Source organism: Streptomyces sp. NPDC001787, assembly GCF_040297465.1.
In the GTDB taxonomy this organism is placed as follows: Bacteria; Actinomycetota; Actinomycetes; order Streptomycetales; family Streptomycetaceae; genus Streptomyces.
This window is the reverse complement of record NZ_JBEOZE010000019.1, coordinates 1-17,472: the sequence shown is the minus strand read 5'-3', so window position 1 is coordinate 17,472 and position 17,472 is coordinate 1. Positions and strand designations below refer to the sequence as shown.

Sequence of the window (17,472 nt, the reverse complement as noted above, 5' to 3'; positions counted from 1 at the left end):
CAAGCGCCACCACCGCGGTCCCCGATGCCCCGGCCCCCGCCGCCGGTACCGGTGTCCCGTCGGCGCCCGCGGACCCGGCCGCTGCGACGGGGCCCCGTGCGCTGGCCCATCCCGCGCGCGAGGAGATCCGGATCGAGGACGTGCTGCACGCGCTGGCCGACCCGATACGGCTGCGCATCGTCCGCCGGCTGTCGGGCGCGGGCGAGGAACTGGCCTGTTCGCGGTTCGACCTTCCGGTGTCCAAGTCCACCTCCACCCACCACTTCCGGGTGCTGCGCGAGAGCGGCGTCATCCACCAGATCTACCGGGGCACCGCGAAGGTCAGCGGCCTGCGCCAGGAAGATCTGGACGCGCTCTTCCCCGGGCTGCTCGACAGCGTTCTCCGGGCCGCGGACCACCAGGCCCGACGCCTCGGCGAGGACGGGCACGTACGACGGATCGCGGGCTGACCGCACCGAGAGCCGGCCGCGAGGCCGAGTCGGCCGGGCCGCCGTGCGGTGGGCCGCCGTTCAGTGGTCCTCGCCCCGCGCCGCGTCGAGCAGCCCGCTCCAGTCCGGGATCTTCACCGGTCCGCGTCCCAGCGACTGCCCGAGCGCCGCTTCCGCCCGTTCGATCGACAGCCAGCCGTCCCACTCCACCGGCCGCAGCCCCCACGCCCGCAGCACGGTCAGGGGATCGTCCGCCACCCGCCGCCGCACCAGCCGCGGCGCGTCCTCGATCAGCGAGGCGACCGTCTCCTTGGCGCACGAGCGGTTCGAGCCGATCACCCCGGTCGGCCCGCGCTTGATCCAGCCCGCCACGTACTCGCCGGGCGACGGCGCCCCGTCCCGCAGGACCCGCCCCGCCAGATGCGGCACGGTGCCGTGCGCCGGGTCGAACGGCAGACCGGGCAGGGGCAGGCCCCGGTAGCCGACCGCCCGCAGTACGAGCTGGGCCTCGATGTCCTCGTACGTCCCGGAGTCCCGTACCCCGCCGGTGCCGTCCGGGACCGTGCGGGCGAACCGCACCCCGGCGACCCGGCCGCCCCGCTCCAGCAGCTCCACCGGCCGCAGGAAGAACCGCAGACGGACCAGGCGCTCCCGGGCCCCGGCGACGGGCGGTGGGCCCGCCGCCCAGCCCCGCAGCACCTCCAGATTGCGCCGCACCGCCGCCGGCAGGGGAGGCGCCCCTGTCCCCGGACTGTCCGCCGGGGCCGCGTACGCCGGGTCGAGGGCCAGCTCCGCGGGGTCGACGACGACGCGTGCCCGGGGGAGGGCGCCGAGTTCCCGCAGCTCCTTCGTGGTGAACCTGGCCTGGGACGGGCCGCGCCTGCCCGCGATGTGCACCTGGCGGACCCGGCTCCCGAAGAGCGCGCGGAGCGCCGCGTGGGGCACATCGGTGGCGCGCAGCTCATCCGCGCCGCGTGCCAGGATCCGGGCCACGTCGACCGCCACATTGCCGACCCCGATCACCACCGCCGAGCGGGCGTGCAGCGCGAAGCCCTCGGCGGGGGCGTCCGGGTGGGCGCTGTACCAGGAGACGAACTCCGTGGCGGAGAAGCTGCCCGGCAGATCCTCGCCGGGCACGGAGAGCGGCCGGTCGGTCGCCGCGCCGACGCAGTAGACGACCGCGTGATAGAGCTGACTGAGCCGTGCGGGTGAAAGCCCGTCGGGGCCGCCCACCTCGACATGGCCGACGAAGGTGATCCGCTCGTCCTCCAGGACCGCGCGCAGGCTGCTCTGGAGCGACTTGATCTTCTCGTGGTCGGGGGCGACCCCGTAGCGCACCAGGCCGTACGGGGCGGGCAGCCGGTCCAGCACGTGCACCCGCACATCGGGCACCAGCGACTGCTGGAGCAGGGACTGGGCGGTGTAGACCCCGCTGGGGCCCGAACCGACCACGGCGACACGGAGCACGGCGCACCTCTTCCCGAGGGTCCCTCCAGCATCGCACCGTGCGGAGGCGCGGGGGAGCGGAGCGCGAGAGGAACTCCGGTCCGGTCGGGCCGAGCGGGGCCGGGCCGGGCCGGAACCAAAAACCAAACCAAAACCGAACCGGGACCTGGGACAGGGGGGGGACAGGCCGGGATCGGGACAGGCCGGGACCGGGGCAGGCCGGGACCGGGGCAGGCCGGTACTGTGCCAGCCCGTCAGCCCATCAGTCCGCGCATCCGGTCGATCTCCACCGTCTGCTGGGCGACGACATCGCCCGCCATCTCCTCGACCAGCACGTTGTTCCCTTCCGAGAGCGCCTCGGTGGCCATCGTGATCGCCCCCTGATGATGGGTGATCATCAGTTTCAGGAACAGCTCGTCGAACGCCTTGCCCCGCGCACCGCGCAACTCCTTCACCTGTGCGTCGGTCGCCATGCCGGGCATCGCCGAGTGGTCGTGCGTCTCCTTGCGGCTGTCTCCGCCGTTGCTTTTCAGCCATCCTTCCATCGCGCCGATCTCCGGCTTCTGGCCTGCGGATATGCGCTCGGCCAGCCGTTTGACGGAGGTGGAGGAGGCACGGTCCGGGACGAGTCGCGTCATGACGAGGGCCTGGCCGTGGTGCTGGATCATCATCCGCGCATAGCGGAAGTCGGCGGAGTTCGCGGTGTCCTGGCCGGCGGCCTTCACGGCCTCCTCGGCGGAGAGCGTCCTGGCCGGCTCTCCCGGCTTGCCGGGCGCCACGACCGACGAACCCGGGTCCGACCCGGCCTTCGGGCTTCCGCCGCCCTCTGCCGCGTCACAGGCGGTCAGGGCCAGGGCCGCGGCAACGGCCGCTGCGATGAGGGCGGTTGCGCGCACACGCGTGGACTGACGGTGGATCAACACGGCGACCTCCTGTGCCACAAGGGTTTGTTGCAGACCGTCCTAGCACGCTTCCGGGCGGTGATGATCAGAAGTTTTCATTACGTCTGTGTTGCCACCTGTTGGTGTGTACATGAGAAGGACGATACTGCCGGGGTCCGTAAGCCGTTCAACTTCGAACGGATACAAGGGAGGACGCAGTGACCTCGTTGCCCACCACCCGTGTGCGGCGCAGACGTCTGGGCGTGGCGGCAGCCGCGGCCGGGCTCTTCGCCACTCTGCTGACGGCCACCACCGCAGCCGCGACGCCCGACCCCGGCGACACCCCGGCACAGCGCGGCGGCATCTCCGCGAGCCAGGAGGCGGAAGCCGCAGCCGCCATCAAGAGCGGCGAGATACCCGGTGTGGACGAGATCGTCCACAGCGACAACATCAAGCACCTCGCCAACATCCCCAAGGACGCCCTCAAGGGCACCAACACGGATCTGGCCTTCCAGGGCAAGTACGCCTTCTCCGGCAACTATGACGGCTTCCGCATCTTCGACATCAGCAACCCGAAGAAGCCGAAGACCGTCTCCCAGGTCCTCTGCCCCGGCTCGCAGAACGACATCTCGGTCTCCGGGGACCTGCTGTTCCTGTCCACCGACTCCTCGCGCAACGACAACTCCTGTGCCAGCACCACCCAGCCCGCCACGGAGAAGTCCTCCTGGGAGGGCATGAAGGTCTTCGACATCAGCGACAAGCGCAACCCGAAGTACGTCGCCGCCGTCGAGACCGCGTGCGGTTCGCACACCCACACGCTGGTGCCCGAGCGCAGGAACGTCTACGTGTACGTCTCCTCGTACTCGCCCAGCGAGGCGTTCCCCGACTGCCGGCCGCCGCACGACGGCATCTCGGTCATCAAGGTGCCGCGCAGCGCGCCCGAGAAGGCCGCGATCGTGAACTTCCCGGTGCTCTTCCCGGACGGCGGAAACCCGGGTGCGCCCGAGAACCCCGGTGTCTCCAGGACGACCGGCTGCCACGACATCACCGTTCTGCCGTCGAAGGACCTGGCCGCCGGCGCCTGCATGGGTGACGGCCTGCTGTTCTCCATCAAGGACCCGGAGAACCCGAAGATCATCGACAGGGTCCAGGACAACGTGAACTTCGCGTTCTGGCACTCGGCGACGTTCAACCAGGACGCCGACAAGGTCGTCTTCACCGACGAGCTCGGCGGTGGCGGCGCGGCCACCTGCAACGAGGAGATCGGCCCGGACCGCGGCGCCGACGGCATCTACGACATCGTGGGCCGCGGCGACCACCGCAAGCTCGTCTTCCGCAGCTACTTCAAGATCGACCGTCACCAGGCCGACGTCGAGGTCTGCGTGGCCCACAACGGTTCGATCATCCCGGTCGAGGGCCGTGACCTGATGGTCCAGGCCTGGTACCAGGGCGGCATATCCGTCTGGGACTTCACCAACTCCTCGAAGCCCAAGGAGATCGCCTACTTCGAGCGCGGTCCCGTCACGCTCGACGGGGTCACCACGGCCGGTTCGTGGTCGGCGTACTACTACAACGGCTACATCTACTCCAACGACATCGCCAAGGGCTTCGACGTCCTGAAGCTCGACGACCGGCGCACCGACCCGGCGAAGAGGGTCCGGCTGAAGGAGCTCAACGTGCAGACGCAGCCGGACTACTTCGACCGCTGAGCCGTCCCTGCGTCACGCATCCGGGCATTCCGGGGCGAGACCGGGGTACGCCGGGCGGTTCACCCGCCGGGCGTACCCCGCCCGGCGGGGCTTCACCGTGATAATTCATTGACCGATGAGTCGCACGGGGACATGCTGTATCCCTGTGCCGACGCCCTTCAGCTCCTCGGTCGTCGGCGTGGCCCGCGGCCGTACCCCTCAGGGACCGGGCCGCGGGTGCGCGCCTGGGTCCGGCGACGCGGGGGATCGCCGGAATCAGGCGTGCTCCATGCATACGAGCCCGTCCCGGGCGTCCAGGACCCGGCCGCGGTGAATCCGGCCCGCGCCCGTGCGGCGCGATGACGCCGGTGCCGGCTCCACACCGAGGGCCGCAGCCGATGGCCCCCACCGGACCGCGCCGCGTGGGCCGGCGCCCCTTCGACGAGGGCGGAGGCGACACCACGTCCCCGTACCGGGGGATCCACCCAGAGCCTCTTGATCTCCGCGGTGCCGTCGGCCGCCCTTCACGCCGGGGTCCGCTCCGCCACCCGCGCCGGGGTCCGCTTCAGGCCGCGTCCCGGGCGCTGCCGCCGGTGGCCGCCGCCCACTCCACCAGCAACCGCTGATACTCCGCCTCGCCCTCGGGGGACAGCAGCCCACCGGAGCGCTGCCACAGGTCGCGAATCTCTTCATTCACCACTGCTGCGGAACGCGCGGGGCGCATCGGACGCACGGAACGGGACGAGGACGGAATGGGGGACATGCGTACAAGGCTACGACCCCTGTCCGACAATCCGACCCATTGTGCGGCAGGGACATCGCTCACATGCCCGCCTGCCGGGTGCCACCACGGGATGTGAGGTGTGTCGCCCGGCGTGTTCGAACGGCCTCTGCCGGCTTTCTCCGGCCCGCTCCGGACGGCTCTGGCCGCGAGCCTCCTCCCCGGCCCTTGCCCACGGGGCTCAGCCGTCGTGGCGGGGGGCGGCAGCCCCTGTTGTCGTACGGGCCGTCCACGCGTGGTGTCCGGCGATCGAGAACGCCACGGCGGCCACTCCCAGCAGTACGCCCTCCAGCACATCGGTCATCCAGTGCACGCCCAGATAGATCCGGGTGAACCCCACGCCGGCCACGGAGACTCCCGCCACGACGAGTGCGCCCCGCCACACGCGCGGCCCCGCTCCGAACACGCGCAGCAGCCACAGGAACAGCCCGCAGGTCACGACCGCCGTCATGACGTGACCGGACGGGAACGCCGCGTAATGGGCCGAGTCCACCGGATCGGGCCACTCGGGGCGCTCCCGCCCGACCGCGGCCTTCAGGCCCTGCTGTACGAGGGTGGAGACCAGACTCGTCGCCGCCACCCATCCGGCGAGCAGCCGCGCGCCGTGCCACCACAGGCCGATCACGACGACAGCGACGAGCGCGCGCATCGTCCAGGGATCCCACACCCAGTCCGTCAGCACCCGGTTGAGGTGGACCAGACCCGGTTCGCCCACGGCATGCCGGTGCAGTTCCCCGGCGACCGTGCGGTCCAGCGACATCAGCGGGGACCAGTGCGTGACCACGAGAACCATCAGCAGTGCGGCGAGGCAGGCGCTGATGCCGGCCACCCGAAGGGCACGCGGGGCGGTACGGGGTCGGTCGGGCCGGTACGAGGGTGGGGTGCGCATGGAGTGATCCTCGCGGACGCCCCCGTTCACCGGCTATCCCAGGGCACTGAGCCCGGGAATGAACGCCACCAGCAGCGGAACGACCGGCACCAGCGCGGCCGCGGCGGTCAGCCGCAGCCGACGGCCGGCCGTGAGTCGCTCCACCGGGGACAGCAACCGGTTCACCCGCAGCGGCACTTCCGCCTGCGGCGTCGGGCAGGGGCCGAACACCCCGCGGTCCTCGTTGAGTTCGACCAGCGCGAGCGCGATCGTGAGACGGCCGAAACGACGCGACGCCACATCGTCGGCGGCCAGCTCGACCAGCCGGTGCATCTCGTCGCGGAACGCGGCGAACACGGGGATCTGCGGGAAGCCGGTCGCCAGCGCCGAGGAGCAGTTCAGCAGCCAGTCGTGCCGAGCCTGGGCGTGCCCCTGCTCATGGGCGAGCACCGCATCCAGCTGACGGCCCTTCAGGCGCCCCAGTGCGGCGGTGGTGATGACCAGTTGGGGGGCGGCGCCGGGAAGCCACCAGGCGTCGGGGCGCTCGCCCTCCAGCACCACGAGCCGCCCGCTGCCGGGCTCCTCGCCGGGCAACAGCGGGGAACGGACCAGCAGTTCGGCGCGGCGCTGCCGCCGGCGGCGCCGCGCGCGGCGGATCTCCCGGAAGAGCATGGCGCCGCTCCAGACGCCCCCGAGGGCCAGCAGCACCGCGATGACGGCGGACCACGGTCCGTACGCCGCCAGTGCGTAGGCCTCCACGACGGCGTGCGGCGCGGGGGCGAAGACATGGCCGCGGACGGCCTGCCACGCGGCGGCCGCGCTGAAGGTCATCGACAGGCCGAACGACAGCAGCACCGCCGCCACCACGCACTGCCACACCCACAGCGCCACCACGGGCTCGCGCTCCGGCCACCGGGCCCGCGCCATCAGTCGCGGGGTCACCAGGGCGGCCAGCGCACCGAGCAACAGCAGCACGAGGGAGACCAACATGGGCGTCAGCCTATGAGGGCGGGGTTCCCGCGGGTATGGATGCGACCGCCAAGTGACGTACGACACTGTTTGAAGGGTGTGCTGTCTCACAGGGTGAGCAGCATCGCGAACATCGCCATCCCCATCGTGAGCCGGCAGGCCAGCGTGAGCTCGGGCCGGTCGCCCCAGCCGCCGTCCGCACCGCCCGCGCCGCGAGCGGGCCCCGTACCTCCGACGCCTCCCGGGCCGCCCGCGGGGACGGCCACGGGTATCAGGCGCCCGGCGGACCGCAGCACATAGAACGCGAAATACACCAGCAGGGCACCGGTCAGCAGGGGTATCCCTCCGGCCTCCGGGGCGGCGGGGCCCGGGGCGCCGTGCCCGGTGTGCCCACCGCTCCCCCCGATGCCCGGGGCCATCATCAGGGCCATGTAGACCATGGCCAGCGAACCGACCAGATGATGCAGATGGTGCCCGCCTCGCCGGACGAACCACAGGGCCCGCAGCGCGGCACCGCCGAACAGCGCCGCGTACACCGCCCAGGCCCACGCCGGGGGCGTGAGCACGGCGGCCGGTACGGCCATCGCCGCCATACCGAATCCCATGAACGCCTCCGCGCGCGCGGTGCTGCGCTCCTGCGGGCCGACGCTGCGCGTGCGCAGCAGGCAGTACGCGCCGGTCACCGCGCACAGCGCCATCAGCAGCCAGCCGGACAGGGCCGGTCCGTGCACGGCGCACCTCCCCTGGGCCAGTCGCTCTGGCCATCGACACCGGTGTCGGGTCGACTGATCGATGCCCACGCCGCGCCGGTCATACCCGGCGCATTGGAGCGTTGGGGGAGTGCGCCGGGGCCTGCGAGAGACGGTCCCGGCCGGGTTAGTGTCGTGAGGAGCGCTCGGCGGTATGCGGTATGAAGAGCGATCGGCACGGACAAACGCATCGGAAGCACAGACAGACACAGGAGAGCTCCGCCATGGACACCGCCCCGCCCCTCGAATCGGACCGGCTCACCTTCCGCGACGCGGCCGAGGACGACATCCCGGCGCTCGTGGCACTGATCGAGTCGGCCTACCGCGGCGACTCCAGCCGGGCCGGCTGGACCACGGAGGCGGACATCCTCCAGGGGCAGCGCACCGATGAGGACGGGGTGCGCGCCGTGGTCACCGCGCCCTCCGGCCGGCTGCTCGTGGTCGAGCGGGACGGCACGCTGGTCGCCTGCTGCCAGCTCGAACACCGGGGCGAGGCCGCGTACTTCGGCATGTTCGCGGTGCGGCCCGGTCTCCAGGGCGCCGGTCTCGGCAAGAAGATCATCGCCGAGGCGGAGCGCACGGTCCGGGAGGACTGGGGCGTGGGCGAGATGCATATGACGGTGATATCCGTGCGTGACGAACTGATCGCCTGGTACGAGCGCCGCGGCTACCGCCGTACGGGAGAGCTCACCCCGTTCCCGTACGGCGAGGAGCGCTTCGGTATCCCGCAGCGCCCGGACCTGGCCTTCGAGCTGCTGGTGAAGACCCTGTAGCCCCCCGCTCCCCGCGCCGACGGCGCCCGCGCCGGGGCCAGTGGCGGGGACGGGCATGCGGAGCGGCGCGGGGCGCGGCCGGGAGCGCTCAGGCGGTGAACCGTCCGGCGCGGCGGATCTCCGGGAAGTCGGTCGTCGCGCTGTCCAGGCCCAGCGCGCGCACCAGCCGCAGATGGTCCTGGGTGTTCACCACCCAGCCGATCACCTTCAGACCCTCGCGGTGCGCCTCCTCGACGACCTCCAGGGTGAGGCGCCGGATGTTCAGCGCGAGCGTCGCCGCGCCCACGGCCTTGGCCCGTTCCACCACATCGCCGCCCCAGCGGCCGGCGATGAGAACCGTCCGTACACCGGGGACGAGCCGGGCGATCTCGGCCACCGCCTCGTCATGGAACGAGGACACCTCCACCCGGCCGACGAGTCCACGCCGCACCATCACCCCCGCCAGCGCACGCGCGGCCGCGGCGTCCTTGATCTCCGCCTGGAGCGGTGAGGCGACGGTGTCGAGGACCTCCTCGAAGACGGGCACCCGCTCTCCCTCTCCGGCGTCCAGCTCGCGCAGTTCGGCGAGGGTCTTCCCGGCGATCGGCCCGGTGCCGTCCGTCGTGCGGGCCACGTCGGCGTCGTGCATCACGGCGAGCGCGCCGTCCTTGCTCAGATGGAGATCCAGCTCGATGGCGTCCATCCCGGCCTGTTCGGCGCGGACGAAGGACCGCAGGGTGTTCTCCGGTTCCACTCCCATGACCCCGCGGTGGCCGATGGTGAGAAAAGTCAAGGCGATCTCGCTTCCGTGGTCGGCTGCCCCGCGGGCTGCTTCTGCCCAGGAGGCTGTAGGGCATTCCGGCACTGCGGAGGGTAATGGCCCGCGGCACGGCTGTCTTGCGCCGCGAGGGGGCGGCCCTCCCCGTCCCGCCCCGGCGAAGCGAACTGACCGCCATGGCGGTGCACGGCAGGAAAAACAGCGGTGACCATGGGGGGTACGCAGGATATTTTTCGGCTCCACACTTGTCCGATGGAACCGCGCGCGGTTACGGTGGCTTTACGCGAGGTTCTCCCGTGGAGGAAGTGTGATGACGGAAATTCTTGTGCACGAAGCCACCGAAGGTGCGATAACTGCTGCCCAGCGGGTGATCGAGCACCCGGCCTGGCCCGCGCTCAAGGACGCCGTGGAGGAGATCCGGCCCTGGCAGTCCAAGGACGGTTCCATCGACTTCGAGGCCGAGGGCGCCCCGGCACCCGACGCCGTCGCGGCCGTCGTCGACCGGGTGGTCACCGCGGTCGAGGAGCTCTCCCCGCTGCTGCCGCACGACGCCGAGTACCACCGCGCCCTCGCCGCGGACCTGCGCCGCTGGGCGGCGGACGGTTTCCGGGTGCCGGACTTCCTCGACTCGCTGCTCGCCTTCCAGCCCGCCAAGGACCGTGTGGACGGCCTCCAGCACCTGGTCGTCTTCGCGATGTACACGCAGAACGGCAACCCCGACCGCAACCTCGAAGCGGTCGTGCTGAGGATGGTCTGGCCCGAGTGGCTCGCCGACCTCGAAGCCACCCGCTACGACAACCCCCTCTTCTGCGGCATCACCTTCGAGGACTTCACCGCCGGCTACGACACCAACTCCGCGGTGCTCTTCCCGGAGACCATCGCCGTGCGCGAGGCCCCCGAGCGCTTCAGCTGGGGCGGCATCTTCTGCGACCGCGAGGCCGCCCGCTTCCGCCGGGTGACCGAGGCGTCCGTCGATCTCCTCGGCCTGGAGCTGCCGGAGGACATCCGCGAGATGGTCGGCGACCAGGAGCGCTGCGAGCAGGCCTTCGTGCTCTGGGACATGGTCCACGACCGCACCCACAGCCATGGCGACCTGCCGTTCGACCCCTTCATGATCAAGCAGCGCCAGCCGTTCTGGATGTACGGCCTGGAGGAGCTGCGCTGTGACCTCACCGCCTTCAAGGAGGCCGTGAAGCTGGAGGCCGACGGCATCGGCCAGGGCCGGGACGTGCAGTACGCCGTACTGTTCGACCGGATGTTCCGCTTCCCCGTCACCGGCGAGCGCGTCCGCAACTACGACGGCCTCGGCGGTCAGCTCCTCTTCGCCTACCTCCACAAGCACGATGTCGTCCGCTGGACCGACAACACGCTGAAGATCGACTGGGAGCGTGCCCCGCAGGTCACCAACCAGCTCTGCGCCGAGATCGAGAAGCTCTACCGCGACGGCATCGACCGTCCCAAACTGGTCCACTGGTTCGCCGCGTACGACCTGGTCGCGACCTATCTCTCTCCGCACCCCGGCTCGCGCTGGGCCAAGGGTCCGGACGCCCTGGACCTCAGTCTGCCCCCGCGCAAGCTCGTCGACGACGTGCTTCCGGACGAGTTTCCCCTGAGCATGTTCTATGAGGCGCTGTCCAAGAAGCTGAAGAACGTGATCGCCTCCACCAAGGGGATCACCGCGACGAATGCCGAGCGGGCAGCCGCGTGAGCGCTGGTGCCAAGGAGACGGTGGCCATGAACGGAATCGGTAGGGGCAACGGAACCGGGACGCTCGAAGGCGCGGTGATCGCGGTGGCCGGAGCGGCGGGCCCGGCCGGCCGGGCGACACTGCTCCGGCTCGCCGAGGCCGGTGCGACCGTCGTCGCGTCCGACGCCAACCCCGAGCGACTGGCCGAAGCGGTCGACGCGGCGCGGTACGCCCACGGCGGCGCGACCGTCACCGGCGACATCGTCGATCTGCTCGACCTTTCGGCGGCCCGGGACTGGGCGGTCAAGACGGAGAAGGAATTCGGCCGGATCGACGGCCTGGTCCACCTCGTCGGCGGCTGGCGCGGCAGCGCCACCTTCGAGGAGACCGATCTGGCCGACTGGGACGTGTTGGAGAAGCTGCTGATCCGCACGGTGCAGTCCACCTCGCTCGCCTTCCAGGGCGGCCTGCAGCGCAGCGACCGGGGCCGCTATGTGCTGATCAGCGCCGCCGGGGCGAGCAAGCCCACGGCGGGCAACGCGGCCTACGCGTCCGCCAAGGCCGCGGCCGAGGCCTGGACGCTCGCGCTCGGCGACGCCTTCCGTAAAGCGGGGGGCGACGAGGGGCCGAGGACGGCGGCTGCGATCCTGGTCATCAAGGCACTGGTGCACGACGCGATGCGCGCCGAGCGCCCGAATGCGAAGTTCGCGGGCTTCACCGACGTCAAGGAGCTGGCCGAGGCCATCGCCGGCGTCTGGGACAAGCCCGCCGCAGAAGTGAACGGAAAGCGCCTGTGGCTGACCCCGCAACCGTAAGGACCGACGCTCGACGTCACCATGACCCGCAGGCACGTGGCCTCGCCAGCGACAACTACGCGGGCGCGCACCCGGAGGTCCTGGCCGCCCTCGCCCTCGCCAACGGCGGCCATCAGGTCGCCTACGGGGAGGACAACTACACCGGTCACCTCCAGCGGGTCATGCACAGCCACTTCGGATCCACCGCCGAGGCCTTCCCGGTCTTCAACGGCACCGGGGCCAACGTCGTCGCCCTCCAGGCGCTGACCGACCGCTGGGGCGCCGTGATCTGCGCCGAGTCCGCACACATCAATGTGGACGAGGGCGGCGCCCCGGAGCGGATGGGCGGGCTGAAGCTGCTCACCGTGCCGACCCCGGACGGCAAGCTGACACCCGAGCTCATCGACCGGCAGGCGTACGGCTGGGACGACGAGCACCGGGCGATGCCGCAGGTCGTCTCGATCGCCCAGAACACCGAGCTGGGCACGGTCTACACGCCGGACGAGATCCGCGCGATCTGCGACCACGCCCATGAGCGGGGCATGAAGGTCCACCTCGACGGCGCCCGGATAGCCAACGCCGCCGCGTCGTTGGACGTACCGATGCGTACGTTCACCAACACGGTCGGTGTCGATGCGCTGTCCCTCGGCGGCACGAAGAACGGCGCCCTCTTCGGCGAGGCCGTCGTCGTGCTCAACCCCGACGCGGTCCGGGCGATGAAGCACCTGCGCAAGCTGTCGATGCAGCTCGCCTCCAAGATGCGCTTCGTCTCCGTCCAGCTGGAGGCCCTGCTCGCGCGTGACCTGTGGCTGCGCAACGCCCGCCAGGCCAACGCCATGGCGCAGCGGCTCGCCGAGGGGGTCCGGGCGGTCGACGGGGTGGAGATCCTGTACCCCGTGCAGGCCAACGCCGTCTTCGCGCGACTGCCGCACGGCGTCGGTGAACGTCTGCGGAAGCGCTTCCGGTTCTACTTCTGGGACGAGGCGGCCGGGGACGTCCGCTGGATGTGTTCCTTCGACACGACCGAGGACGATGTCGACGCGTTCATCCAGGCGCTCAAGGAAGAAATGGCGAACACCTCGGCGGCGAAGTAGCGCCCCTCGCCCGGGACCCATGTGAACAGGCGGCCGGCGGGAGATCAACTGATTCCCGTCGGCCGCCCGTTCGTGCCGGTGCGCCGTCCGTCGTGCCGGCGCTCCGACTGCCGGGGATCACGGCTGCCCGGGAATCAGGGCTCCACGACGGCTGCCCTGCCGCTCGGTGATTTCTTCGAGGCGCCGACAGCGAGTGCCAGCAGCGCCAGCGCGCCCAGCCCGAGGGCAGCCGCGATGGCCGGCAGCAGTCCGGCCCCCAGGGTGCTCAGGGTCAGGCCCCCGACGACTCCGCCGAGCGAGACTCCGAGATAGGTGCCCGAGGTGTTGAGCGCCATGGCCTGCGCGGCGGCCGGACCGGCGAGCAGATAGAGGCGTGCCTGGATCGCCGGGGAGTTCCAGAAGGCGATGCCGCCCCAGACCGTGCCCACCACGAGGAGCACGGAGAACGGCACCGGACGGACGGACCACAGCACCCCCAGTGCCGCCATGACACAGGTGAACGCGCTGATTCCGGCGATCAGCGTGCGGTCCGGTCCCCACCTGTCGGTGGCCTTCCCACCCGCCCAGATACAGATGATGCCGGCGACCCCGGACAGGCTGAAGGACAGTGCGCGCTGATCCACGTCGGCCCGGCTCACGGCGGTGAGGAAGGGAGCCATGTACGTCAGCATCATCATCGAACCGGTCATGAGCACGCAGTTCGCCAGCAGTCCCAGCGCCACCGGCGCGTGGGCGAGGGCGCGCAGCTGGTCGGGGACGCCGAGCGCCTCACCGGCCGCCTCCCGCTCACGGGGCAGGGTCAGGAGCAGGAGGACCAGCGCTCCGGCCCCCGCCACCGCCATCGAGAGGAACGTCGCGCGCCAGCCGTAGTGGCCGCCGATCCAGGTGCCGATCGGAACCCCGGCGGCGATCGACCCCGTGACACCGAGCGACACCACCGCCACATACCCGCCGATCCGGCCTGCCGGAGCCCGACCGGCGGCGTACGCGAACACCGCCGGTGTGGAGGCCGCCGCCGCGAGCGCGGCCACGATCCGCAGGGCCACCAGAAGGCCGAAGCCGGTTGCCGAGGCGGCTGCCAGGTTCGCCACGACGAAGATCGCGAACGAGACGGTGAACAGGCGGCGGCGTGGTACCCGGGCCAAGGTGAACGCGGCGACCGGTGCGGCCAGCGCGACAGTGAGGGAGAAGACGGTGACCAGCTGACCGGCGTGCGCCTCGCTGACCTCCAGATCCTTCGCGAGTTCCGGCAGAACCCCCGCGATCACATAGTCATCCGTATAGAACACGAAAGCCGCGACGAGCAGAGCGAAAAGCCATGCGGGCACAACCGATCTCCTTTTGTGCTTCGAAGAAGCCTGAAAGTGAGCGGATCAGGTCAATGGGCGGGATCGGATCAAGGAGCGGGATCGGATCAAGGGGCGGCCGGTGCGGCGCCGGGGGACTTCAGCAGGATCGAGCACAGGTGCGTCCGCAGCGTTCGGCGCAGCCGCTCGACGCCGATCGATCCGTGCGGCGTCACCGAATCGAGGATCAGACCACCCAGGACCGCGACGAGCCGCTCGGCCTCCTCGGCCGGCTCGTCCACATCGAGAACGCCCAGGGCGTCCGTGATGACCTGACGCATGTCGGCGGCCATCTGTTCGGTCACCGGGCGGAAGATCGGGTTCACCCGGGCGGCAACGATGAACTCCGTCAGGACGATCGACTCGACGCGGCGTTCCTCGTCGATCGGCAGGAGTTCCTCGACCAGTTCCTGCAGGGCGTCGACGGCGGATTCGCCTGTGAGCCCGGACAGGGCCTCGGCCGGATACCGGGTGAGTCTTCGTCCCATGCGGGCGCCGACCTCGCTCGCGGCCGCCATGAGAAGACCGCGGTGGTCGTCGAAGTAATGGCGTACCGATCCGATGTTCCATCCCGATTCGGCGGCGACCTTCCGCAGCGACAAACCGCTGAAGCCCTCGTCGACCAGGAGGCGGAAGGCAGCCTCGACGACATCCGCGCGGCGCTGTTCGAGGTCGATCCGAGCTGGCATCGCCGAACATTATCACGGGTGTGACAAATAAAAGGGGCGGATCTGCGGGGGCGTTGTCGTCCGGTGCGGCGACGGGGGCGTCACCGAGAGGTACATGAAGGGGACCCTCCCGCCGGTGGGCCTCGCGCCCACGACGGACCGGCGAGCCCGGAGCCACGGGCTCCGGACTCGCCGGTCAAGGGGAGGTGCCGGTCCCCGGCGCGCGGATCACCCTCCGCGCCCGGAGTGACGTTTCCGCCCGAGCGCCCGGCCGGGCGGTGCGGGCCGGTCAGCCGAGCTCGCGCACCTCGGCGGGTGTCGGGGCCGTGCCTCCGAGGTGGGCGGGCACCCACCAGGTGTCGCTCGCGTCCCTGGGGCGCACCGGATAGGCGCGCTGCGCGGCCTCGAGGAGTTCCTGCACCCGCTCCCGCAGCCGCCGGGTGATGGCACCGGCGTACTGGTCGGTGGGCGCCTCCACGGGCTCGCCGACCCGGATGGTGATCGGGATGTGGCTGCGCTTGAAATTGCGCGGGCGTCCCTTGGTCCAGATCCGCTGCGTGCCCCACAGGGCCATCGGGATCAGCGGTACGCCGGCTTCCTGGGCCAGCCGGGCGGCCCCCGACTTGAAGCTCTTGAGCGTGAACGACTGCGAGATGGTCGCTTCCGGGAACACCCCGACGATCTCACCGGAGCGCAGTGATTCGAGCGCGTGCGCGTACGCGTCCTCGCCCTGGTTGCGGTCGACCGGGATGTGCTTCATCCCGCGCATCAGGGGGCCGGAGATCCGGTGCCGGAAGACCGATTCCTTCGCCATGAACCGGACGAGCCGCTTCTGCGGCAGGGCGCCGAGGCCGGTGAAGATGAAGTCCAGATAGCTGATGTGGTTGCTGACCAGTACCGCACCGCCGGTCTTCGGGATGTGCTCCGAACCCTGAGTGTCGATCTTCAGGTCGAGCGCCTTGAACAGAGTGCGAGCGGCGCCGATGACCGGCCGATAGACGAGTTCTGCCATCTGGGGAAGACCCTTCTTCAGCGCCTGAGGAGGGTTCTCCCGGCGGAAGTTACGCAGCCGTAGGTTTTCGGCATTGTGGCGATGGTGCCCCATGCGCGACGCGCTGGCCAGTCCCGGTGGGTGCGGGGCGCGAGATTCTCGTCACGTGGGAACTGCGGGAATGTCCCGCCGCCGGCCGGTGCTGAGTCTTTGCGTAGAGCTCTGACAGGAGGCCGGAAGTGGACGGGCAAACACGCAAGGACAGGCTCGACGCGTCCCAACTCGGCGCGGAACTGGGGGATCGGGCCACCCTCGTCCAGTTCTCCAGCGCCTTCTGCCAGCCCTGCCGGGCCACCCGGCGCACGCTCGTGGAGGTGGCCGGGATGGTCGAAGGGGTCGCCCACATCGAGATCGACGCAGAGGCGCATCTCACTCTCGTGAGGCAGCTGGACATCAGCAGTACGCCGACCGTGCTGGTGCTCGACGCCCGGGGGGACGTCGTCCGCCGGGCATCGGGGCAGCCGCGCACCGTGGACGTCGTCGCGGCACTGGGGCGGGCCATATGACGGACCGTGACACATCTCCCACATTGCGGAACGCCCTTGACCGCACCCGCCTCGCATCGTCAGTCTGACGCTATGCCGACAGAACTCCTTCTCTACGGCCGGGTCCACGTGGACCTCGCACGCAACGCGAGTGCGCGCTGTCCGGGTGCCTGAGCACCTACGGCCACGTACGCCACTCACGCAGAAGGACACCTCCATGACGGCTTCGCCCGATCTCGCCACCGCCCGCACCGCCTCGCCCGACCTTCTCCGCGCCGTCTTCAGGCAGCACGCCGCGGGCGTCGCCGTGATCACCGCGGCCGGCGACTCCCCGGTCGGTTTCACCGCCACGTCGCTCAACTCCGTCGCCGCCGAACCGCCGCTCGTCTCCTTCGGCGTGGGCGTCTCCTCCTCCAGCTGGCCGGTGATCGCCGAGGCCGAGTACGTCGGCGTCCACATACTCGGTGAGCACCAGGAGGAGCTGGCCGCCAGGTTCGCGCGGAGCGGGGCCGACCGGTTCGGCCCGTCCACCGACTGGCGCAGCGGCCCCGAAGGCGTACCCGTGCTGGGCGGGGTGTCGGCCTGGCTGGTGTGCCGTGTGGTCGCCCGTGTCCCCGCCGGGGACCACCGCATCGTGATCGCTCGGGCGGAAGCCGGTGACCCGGCCGGGGGCGGCCGTCCGCTGGTCTACCACCAGGGGCGTTTCACGGCTCTGCGAGACTGAGAACGCGCAGGCGGCGCAGGGGGCGCACCGCGTTGGCAACGTCACAGTGCGGAGCGCTTGCCTGTGCGTGGAACACTGGGTGTACTGGCGAGTAATATTTCGTTCGGAGCGTCGGTCGCCCCGACCGGAAACCGCCCCAAAAGGCGCCTATGCTGCGTGCAACAAGGCAGCCCGGGAAAGACGATGCAGTAGGAGAGCCGGCGTGAGCTTGAGGATCGTTGTCTGTGTGAAGTATGTGCCCGACGCGACCGGTGACCGGCGTTTCGCCGATGACCTGACGGTG

The 17,472-nt window shown here is 70.7% G+C and carries 19 protein-coding genes and 1 pseudogene; 9 read left to right on the top strand and 11 right to left on the bottom strand.

The window, feature by feature from the left end:
- Positions 1-101: 101 nt before the first annotated feature.
- The gene (locus tag ABT170_RS24370; protein ID WP_329943185.1) at positions 102-449 is read left to right on the top strand and encodes an ArsR/SmtB family transcription factor; all 348 of its coding nucleotides are present in this window, start codon (positions 102-104) and stop codon (positions 447-449) included.
- A 60-nt stretch (positions 450-509) separates the two neighbouring features.
- Here ABT170_RS24370 and ABT170_RS24365 read toward each other — a convergent pair whose 3' ends face one another.
- Complete coding sequence (locus tag ABT170_RS24365) at positions 510-1,895, bottom strand: FAD-dependent oxidoreductase (protein WP_329943165.1); 1,386 nt, start codon at positions 1,893-1,895, stop codon at positions 510-512.
- 233 nt (positions 1,896-2,128) lie between these two features.
- Entirely contained in the window at positions 2,129-2,815 is a 687-nt protein-coding gene (locus ABT170_RS24360; RefSeq protein ID WP_329943166.1) for a DUF305 domain-containing protein, read from the bottom strand.
- A gap of 158 nt (positions 2,816-2,973) precedes the next feature.
- On the opposite strand from ABT170_RS24360, the gene ABT170_RS24355 reads away from it, so the two are divergent.
- Positions 2,974-4,464: an LVIVD repeat-containing protein gene (locus tag ABT170_RS24355; protein WP_329943167.1), complete on the top strand. Its 1,491-nt coding sequence runs from the start codon at positions 2,974-2,976 to the stop codon at positions 4,462-4,464.
- 158 nt (positions 4,465-4,622) lie between these two features.
- Here ABT170_RS24355 and ABT170_RS24350 read toward each other — a convergent pair whose 3' ends face one another.
- The 5 genes from ABT170_RS24350 to ABT170_RS24330 form a co-directional block, all read right to left on the bottom strand.
- Positions 4,623-4,943: a GNAT family protein gene (locus tag ABT170_RS24350; protein WP_329943186.1), complete on the bottom strand. Its 321-nt coding sequence runs from the start codon at positions 4,941-4,943 to the stop codon at positions 4,623-4,625.
- Positions 4,944-5,008: 65 nt separating this feature from the next.
- The gene (locus ABT170_RS24345) at positions 5,009-5,206 is read right to left on the bottom strand and encodes a hypothetical protein (protein ID WP_329943168.1); all 198 of its coding nucleotides are present in this window, start codon (positions 5,204-5,206) and stop codon (positions 5,009-5,011) included.
- Between the two features lie 199 nt (positions 5,207-5,405).
- Entirely contained in the window at positions 5,406-6,113 is a 708-nt protein-coding gene (locus ABT170_RS24340) for a phosphatase PAP2 family protein (protein WP_351870714.1), read from the bottom strand.
- Between the two features lie 33 nt (positions 6,114-6,146).
- Positions 6,147-7,082 carry a M56 family metallopeptidase gene (locus ABT170_RS24335; RefSeq protein ID WP_329943170.1) on the bottom strand — a complete coding sequence of 312 codons (936 nt, stop codon included), beginning with the start codon at positions 7,080-7,082 and terminating at the stop codon, positions 6,147-6,149.
- A gap of 86 nt (positions 7,083-7,168) precedes the next feature.
- Positions 7,169-7,792 (bottom strand): DUF5134 domain-containing protein, encoded by a 624-nt coding sequence (locus tag ABT170_RS24330; RefSeq protein WP_329943171.1) that lies wholly within the window; start codon positions 7,790-7,792, stop codon positions 7,169-7,171.
- 242 nt (positions 7,793-8,034) lie between these two features.
- Here ABT170_RS24330 and ABT170_RS24325 point away from each other — a divergent pair, with 242 nt between their 5' ends.
- Entirely contained in the window at positions 8,035-8,583 is a 549-nt protein-coding gene (locus ABT170_RS24325; protein ID WP_329943172.1) for a GNAT family N-acetyltransferase, read from the top strand.
- Between the two features lie 88 nt (positions 8,584-8,671).
- Here the strand turns inward: ABT170_RS24325 and ABT170_RS24320 are convergent, their stop codons facing one another.
- The gene (locus tag ABT170_RS24320; RefSeq protein ID WP_351870709.1) at positions 8,672-9,355 is read right to left on the bottom strand and encodes a glycerophosphodiester phosphodiesterase; all 684 of its coding nucleotides are present in this window, start codon (positions 9,353-9,355) and stop codon (positions 8,672-8,674) included.
- A 295-nt stretch (positions 9,356-9,650) separates the two neighbouring features.
- On the opposite strand from ABT170_RS24320, the gene ABT170_RS24315 reads away from it, so the two are divergent.
- The 3 genes from ABT170_RS24315 to ABT170_RS24305 are packed head-to-tail and all read left to right on the top strand — an operon-like array spanning position 9,651 to position 12,915.
- On the top strand, positions 9,651-11,048 hold the full coding sequence (locus ABT170_RS24315) for a DUF6421 family protein (protein WP_329943174.1): 1,398 nt from the start codon (positions 9,651-9,653) through the stop codon (positions 11,046-11,048).
- Between the two features lie 26 nt (positions 11,049-11,074).
- Positions 11,075-11,842, top strand: coding sequence for an SDR family NAD(P)-dependent oxidoreductase (locus ABT170_RS24310; protein ID WP_329943175.1), 768 nt, complete (start codon positions 11,075-11,077; stop codon positions 11,840-11,842).
- On the top strand, positions 11,821-12,915 hold the full coding sequence (locus tag ABT170_RS24305; RefSeq protein WP_329943176.1) for a threonine aldolase family protein: 1,095 nt from the start codon (positions 11,821-11,823) through the stop codon (positions 12,913-12,915). The genes ABT170_RS24310 and ABT170_RS24305 overlap by 22 nt, the downstream gene beginning before the upstream one ends.
- Before the next feature lie 134 nt (positions 12,916-13,049).
- On the opposite strand, the gene ABT170_RS24300 is transcribed toward ABT170_RS24305, so the two are convergent.
- From ABT170_RS24300 to ABT170_RS24290, 3 genes are all read right to left on the bottom strand, one after another.
- Positions 13,050-14,243 carry an MFS transporter gene (locus ABT170_RS24300; protein WP_351870704.1) on the bottom strand — a complete coding sequence of 398 codons (1,194 nt, stop codon included), beginning with the start codon at positions 14,241-14,243 and terminating at the stop codon, positions 13,050-13,052.
- 86 nt (positions 14,244-14,329) lie between these two features.
- A complete protein-coding gene (locus ABT170_RS24295; RefSeq protein WP_351870701.1) occupies positions 14,330-14,950 on the bottom strand; it encodes a TetR/AcrR family transcriptional regulator in 621 nt (206 codons plus the stop codon).
- A 268-nt stretch (positions 14,951-15,218) separates the two neighbouring features.
- Entirely contained in the window at positions 15,219-15,941 is a 723-nt protein-coding gene (locus ABT170_RS24290; protein ID WP_329943179.1) for a lysophospholipid acyltransferase family protein, read from the bottom strand.
- Between the two features lie 218 nt (positions 15,942-16,159).
- Here ABT170_RS24290 and ABT170_RS24285 point away from each other — a divergent pair, with 218 nt between their 5' ends.
- From ABT170_RS24285 to ABT170_RS24275, 3 genes and pseudogenes are all read left to right on the top strand, one after another.
- Positions 16,160-16,486 (top strand): TlpA family protein disulfide reductase, encoded by a 327-nt coding sequence (locus tag ABT170_RS24285; protein ID WP_351870698.1) that lies wholly within the window; start codon positions 16,160-16,162, stop codon positions 16,484-16,486.
- Between the two features lie 196 nt (positions 16,487-16,682).
- Positions 16,683-17,189, top strand: a complete 507-nt coding sequence (locus tag ABT170_RS24280; RefSeq protein WP_351870695.1) for a flavin reductase family protein — start codon at positions 16,683-16,685, stop codon at positions 17,187-17,189.
- Positions 17,190-17,391: 202 nt separating this feature from the next.
- Positions 17,392-17,472 (top strand): annotated as a pseudogene (locus ABT170_RS24275) (electron transfer flavoprotein subunit beta); the annotation flags it as partial.

What these genes read in the sequence shown, in the direction of transcription:
- ABT170_RS24335 (WP_329943170.1), bottom strand. Translation starts at nt 7,082, where the DNA reads ATGTTGGTCTCCCTCGTGCTGCTGTTGCTCGGTGCGCTGGCCGCCCTG.
- ABT170_RS24315 (WP_329943174.1), top strand. Translation starts at nt 9,651, where the DNA reads ATGACGGAAATTCTTGTGCACGAAGCCACCGAAGGTGCGATAACTGCT.
- ABT170_RS24280 (WP_351870695.1), top strand. Translation starts at nt 16,683, where the DNA reads ATGACGGCTTCGCCCGATCTCGCCACCGCCCGCACCGCCTCGCCCGAC.
- ABT170_RS24340 (WP_351870714.1), bottom strand. Translation starts at nt 6,113, where the DNA reads ATGCGCACCCCACCCTCGTACCGGCCCGACCGACCCCGTACCGCCCCG.
- ABT170_RS24295 (WP_351870701.1), bottom strand. Translation starts at nt 14,950, where the DNA reads ATGCCAGCTCGGATCGACCTCGAACAGCGCCGCGCGGATGTCGTCGAG.
- ABT170_RS24290 (WP_329943179.1), bottom strand. Translation starts at nt 15,941, where the DNA reads ATGGCAGAACTCGTCTATCGGCCGGTCATCGGCGCCGCTCGCACTCTG.
- ABT170_RS24325 (WP_329943172.1), top strand. Translation starts at nt 8,035, where the DNA reads ATGGACACCGCCCCGCCCCTCGAATCGGACCGGCTCACCTTCCGCGAC.
- ABT170_RS24310 (WP_329943175.1), top strand. Translation starts at nt 11,075, where the DNA reads ATGAACGGAATCGGTAGGGGCAACGGAACCGGGACGCTCGAAGGCGCG.
- ABT170_RS24345 (WP_329943168.1), bottom strand. Translation starts at nt 5,206, where the DNA reads ATGTCCCCCATTCCGTCCTCGTCCCGTTCCGTGCGTCCGATGCGCCCC.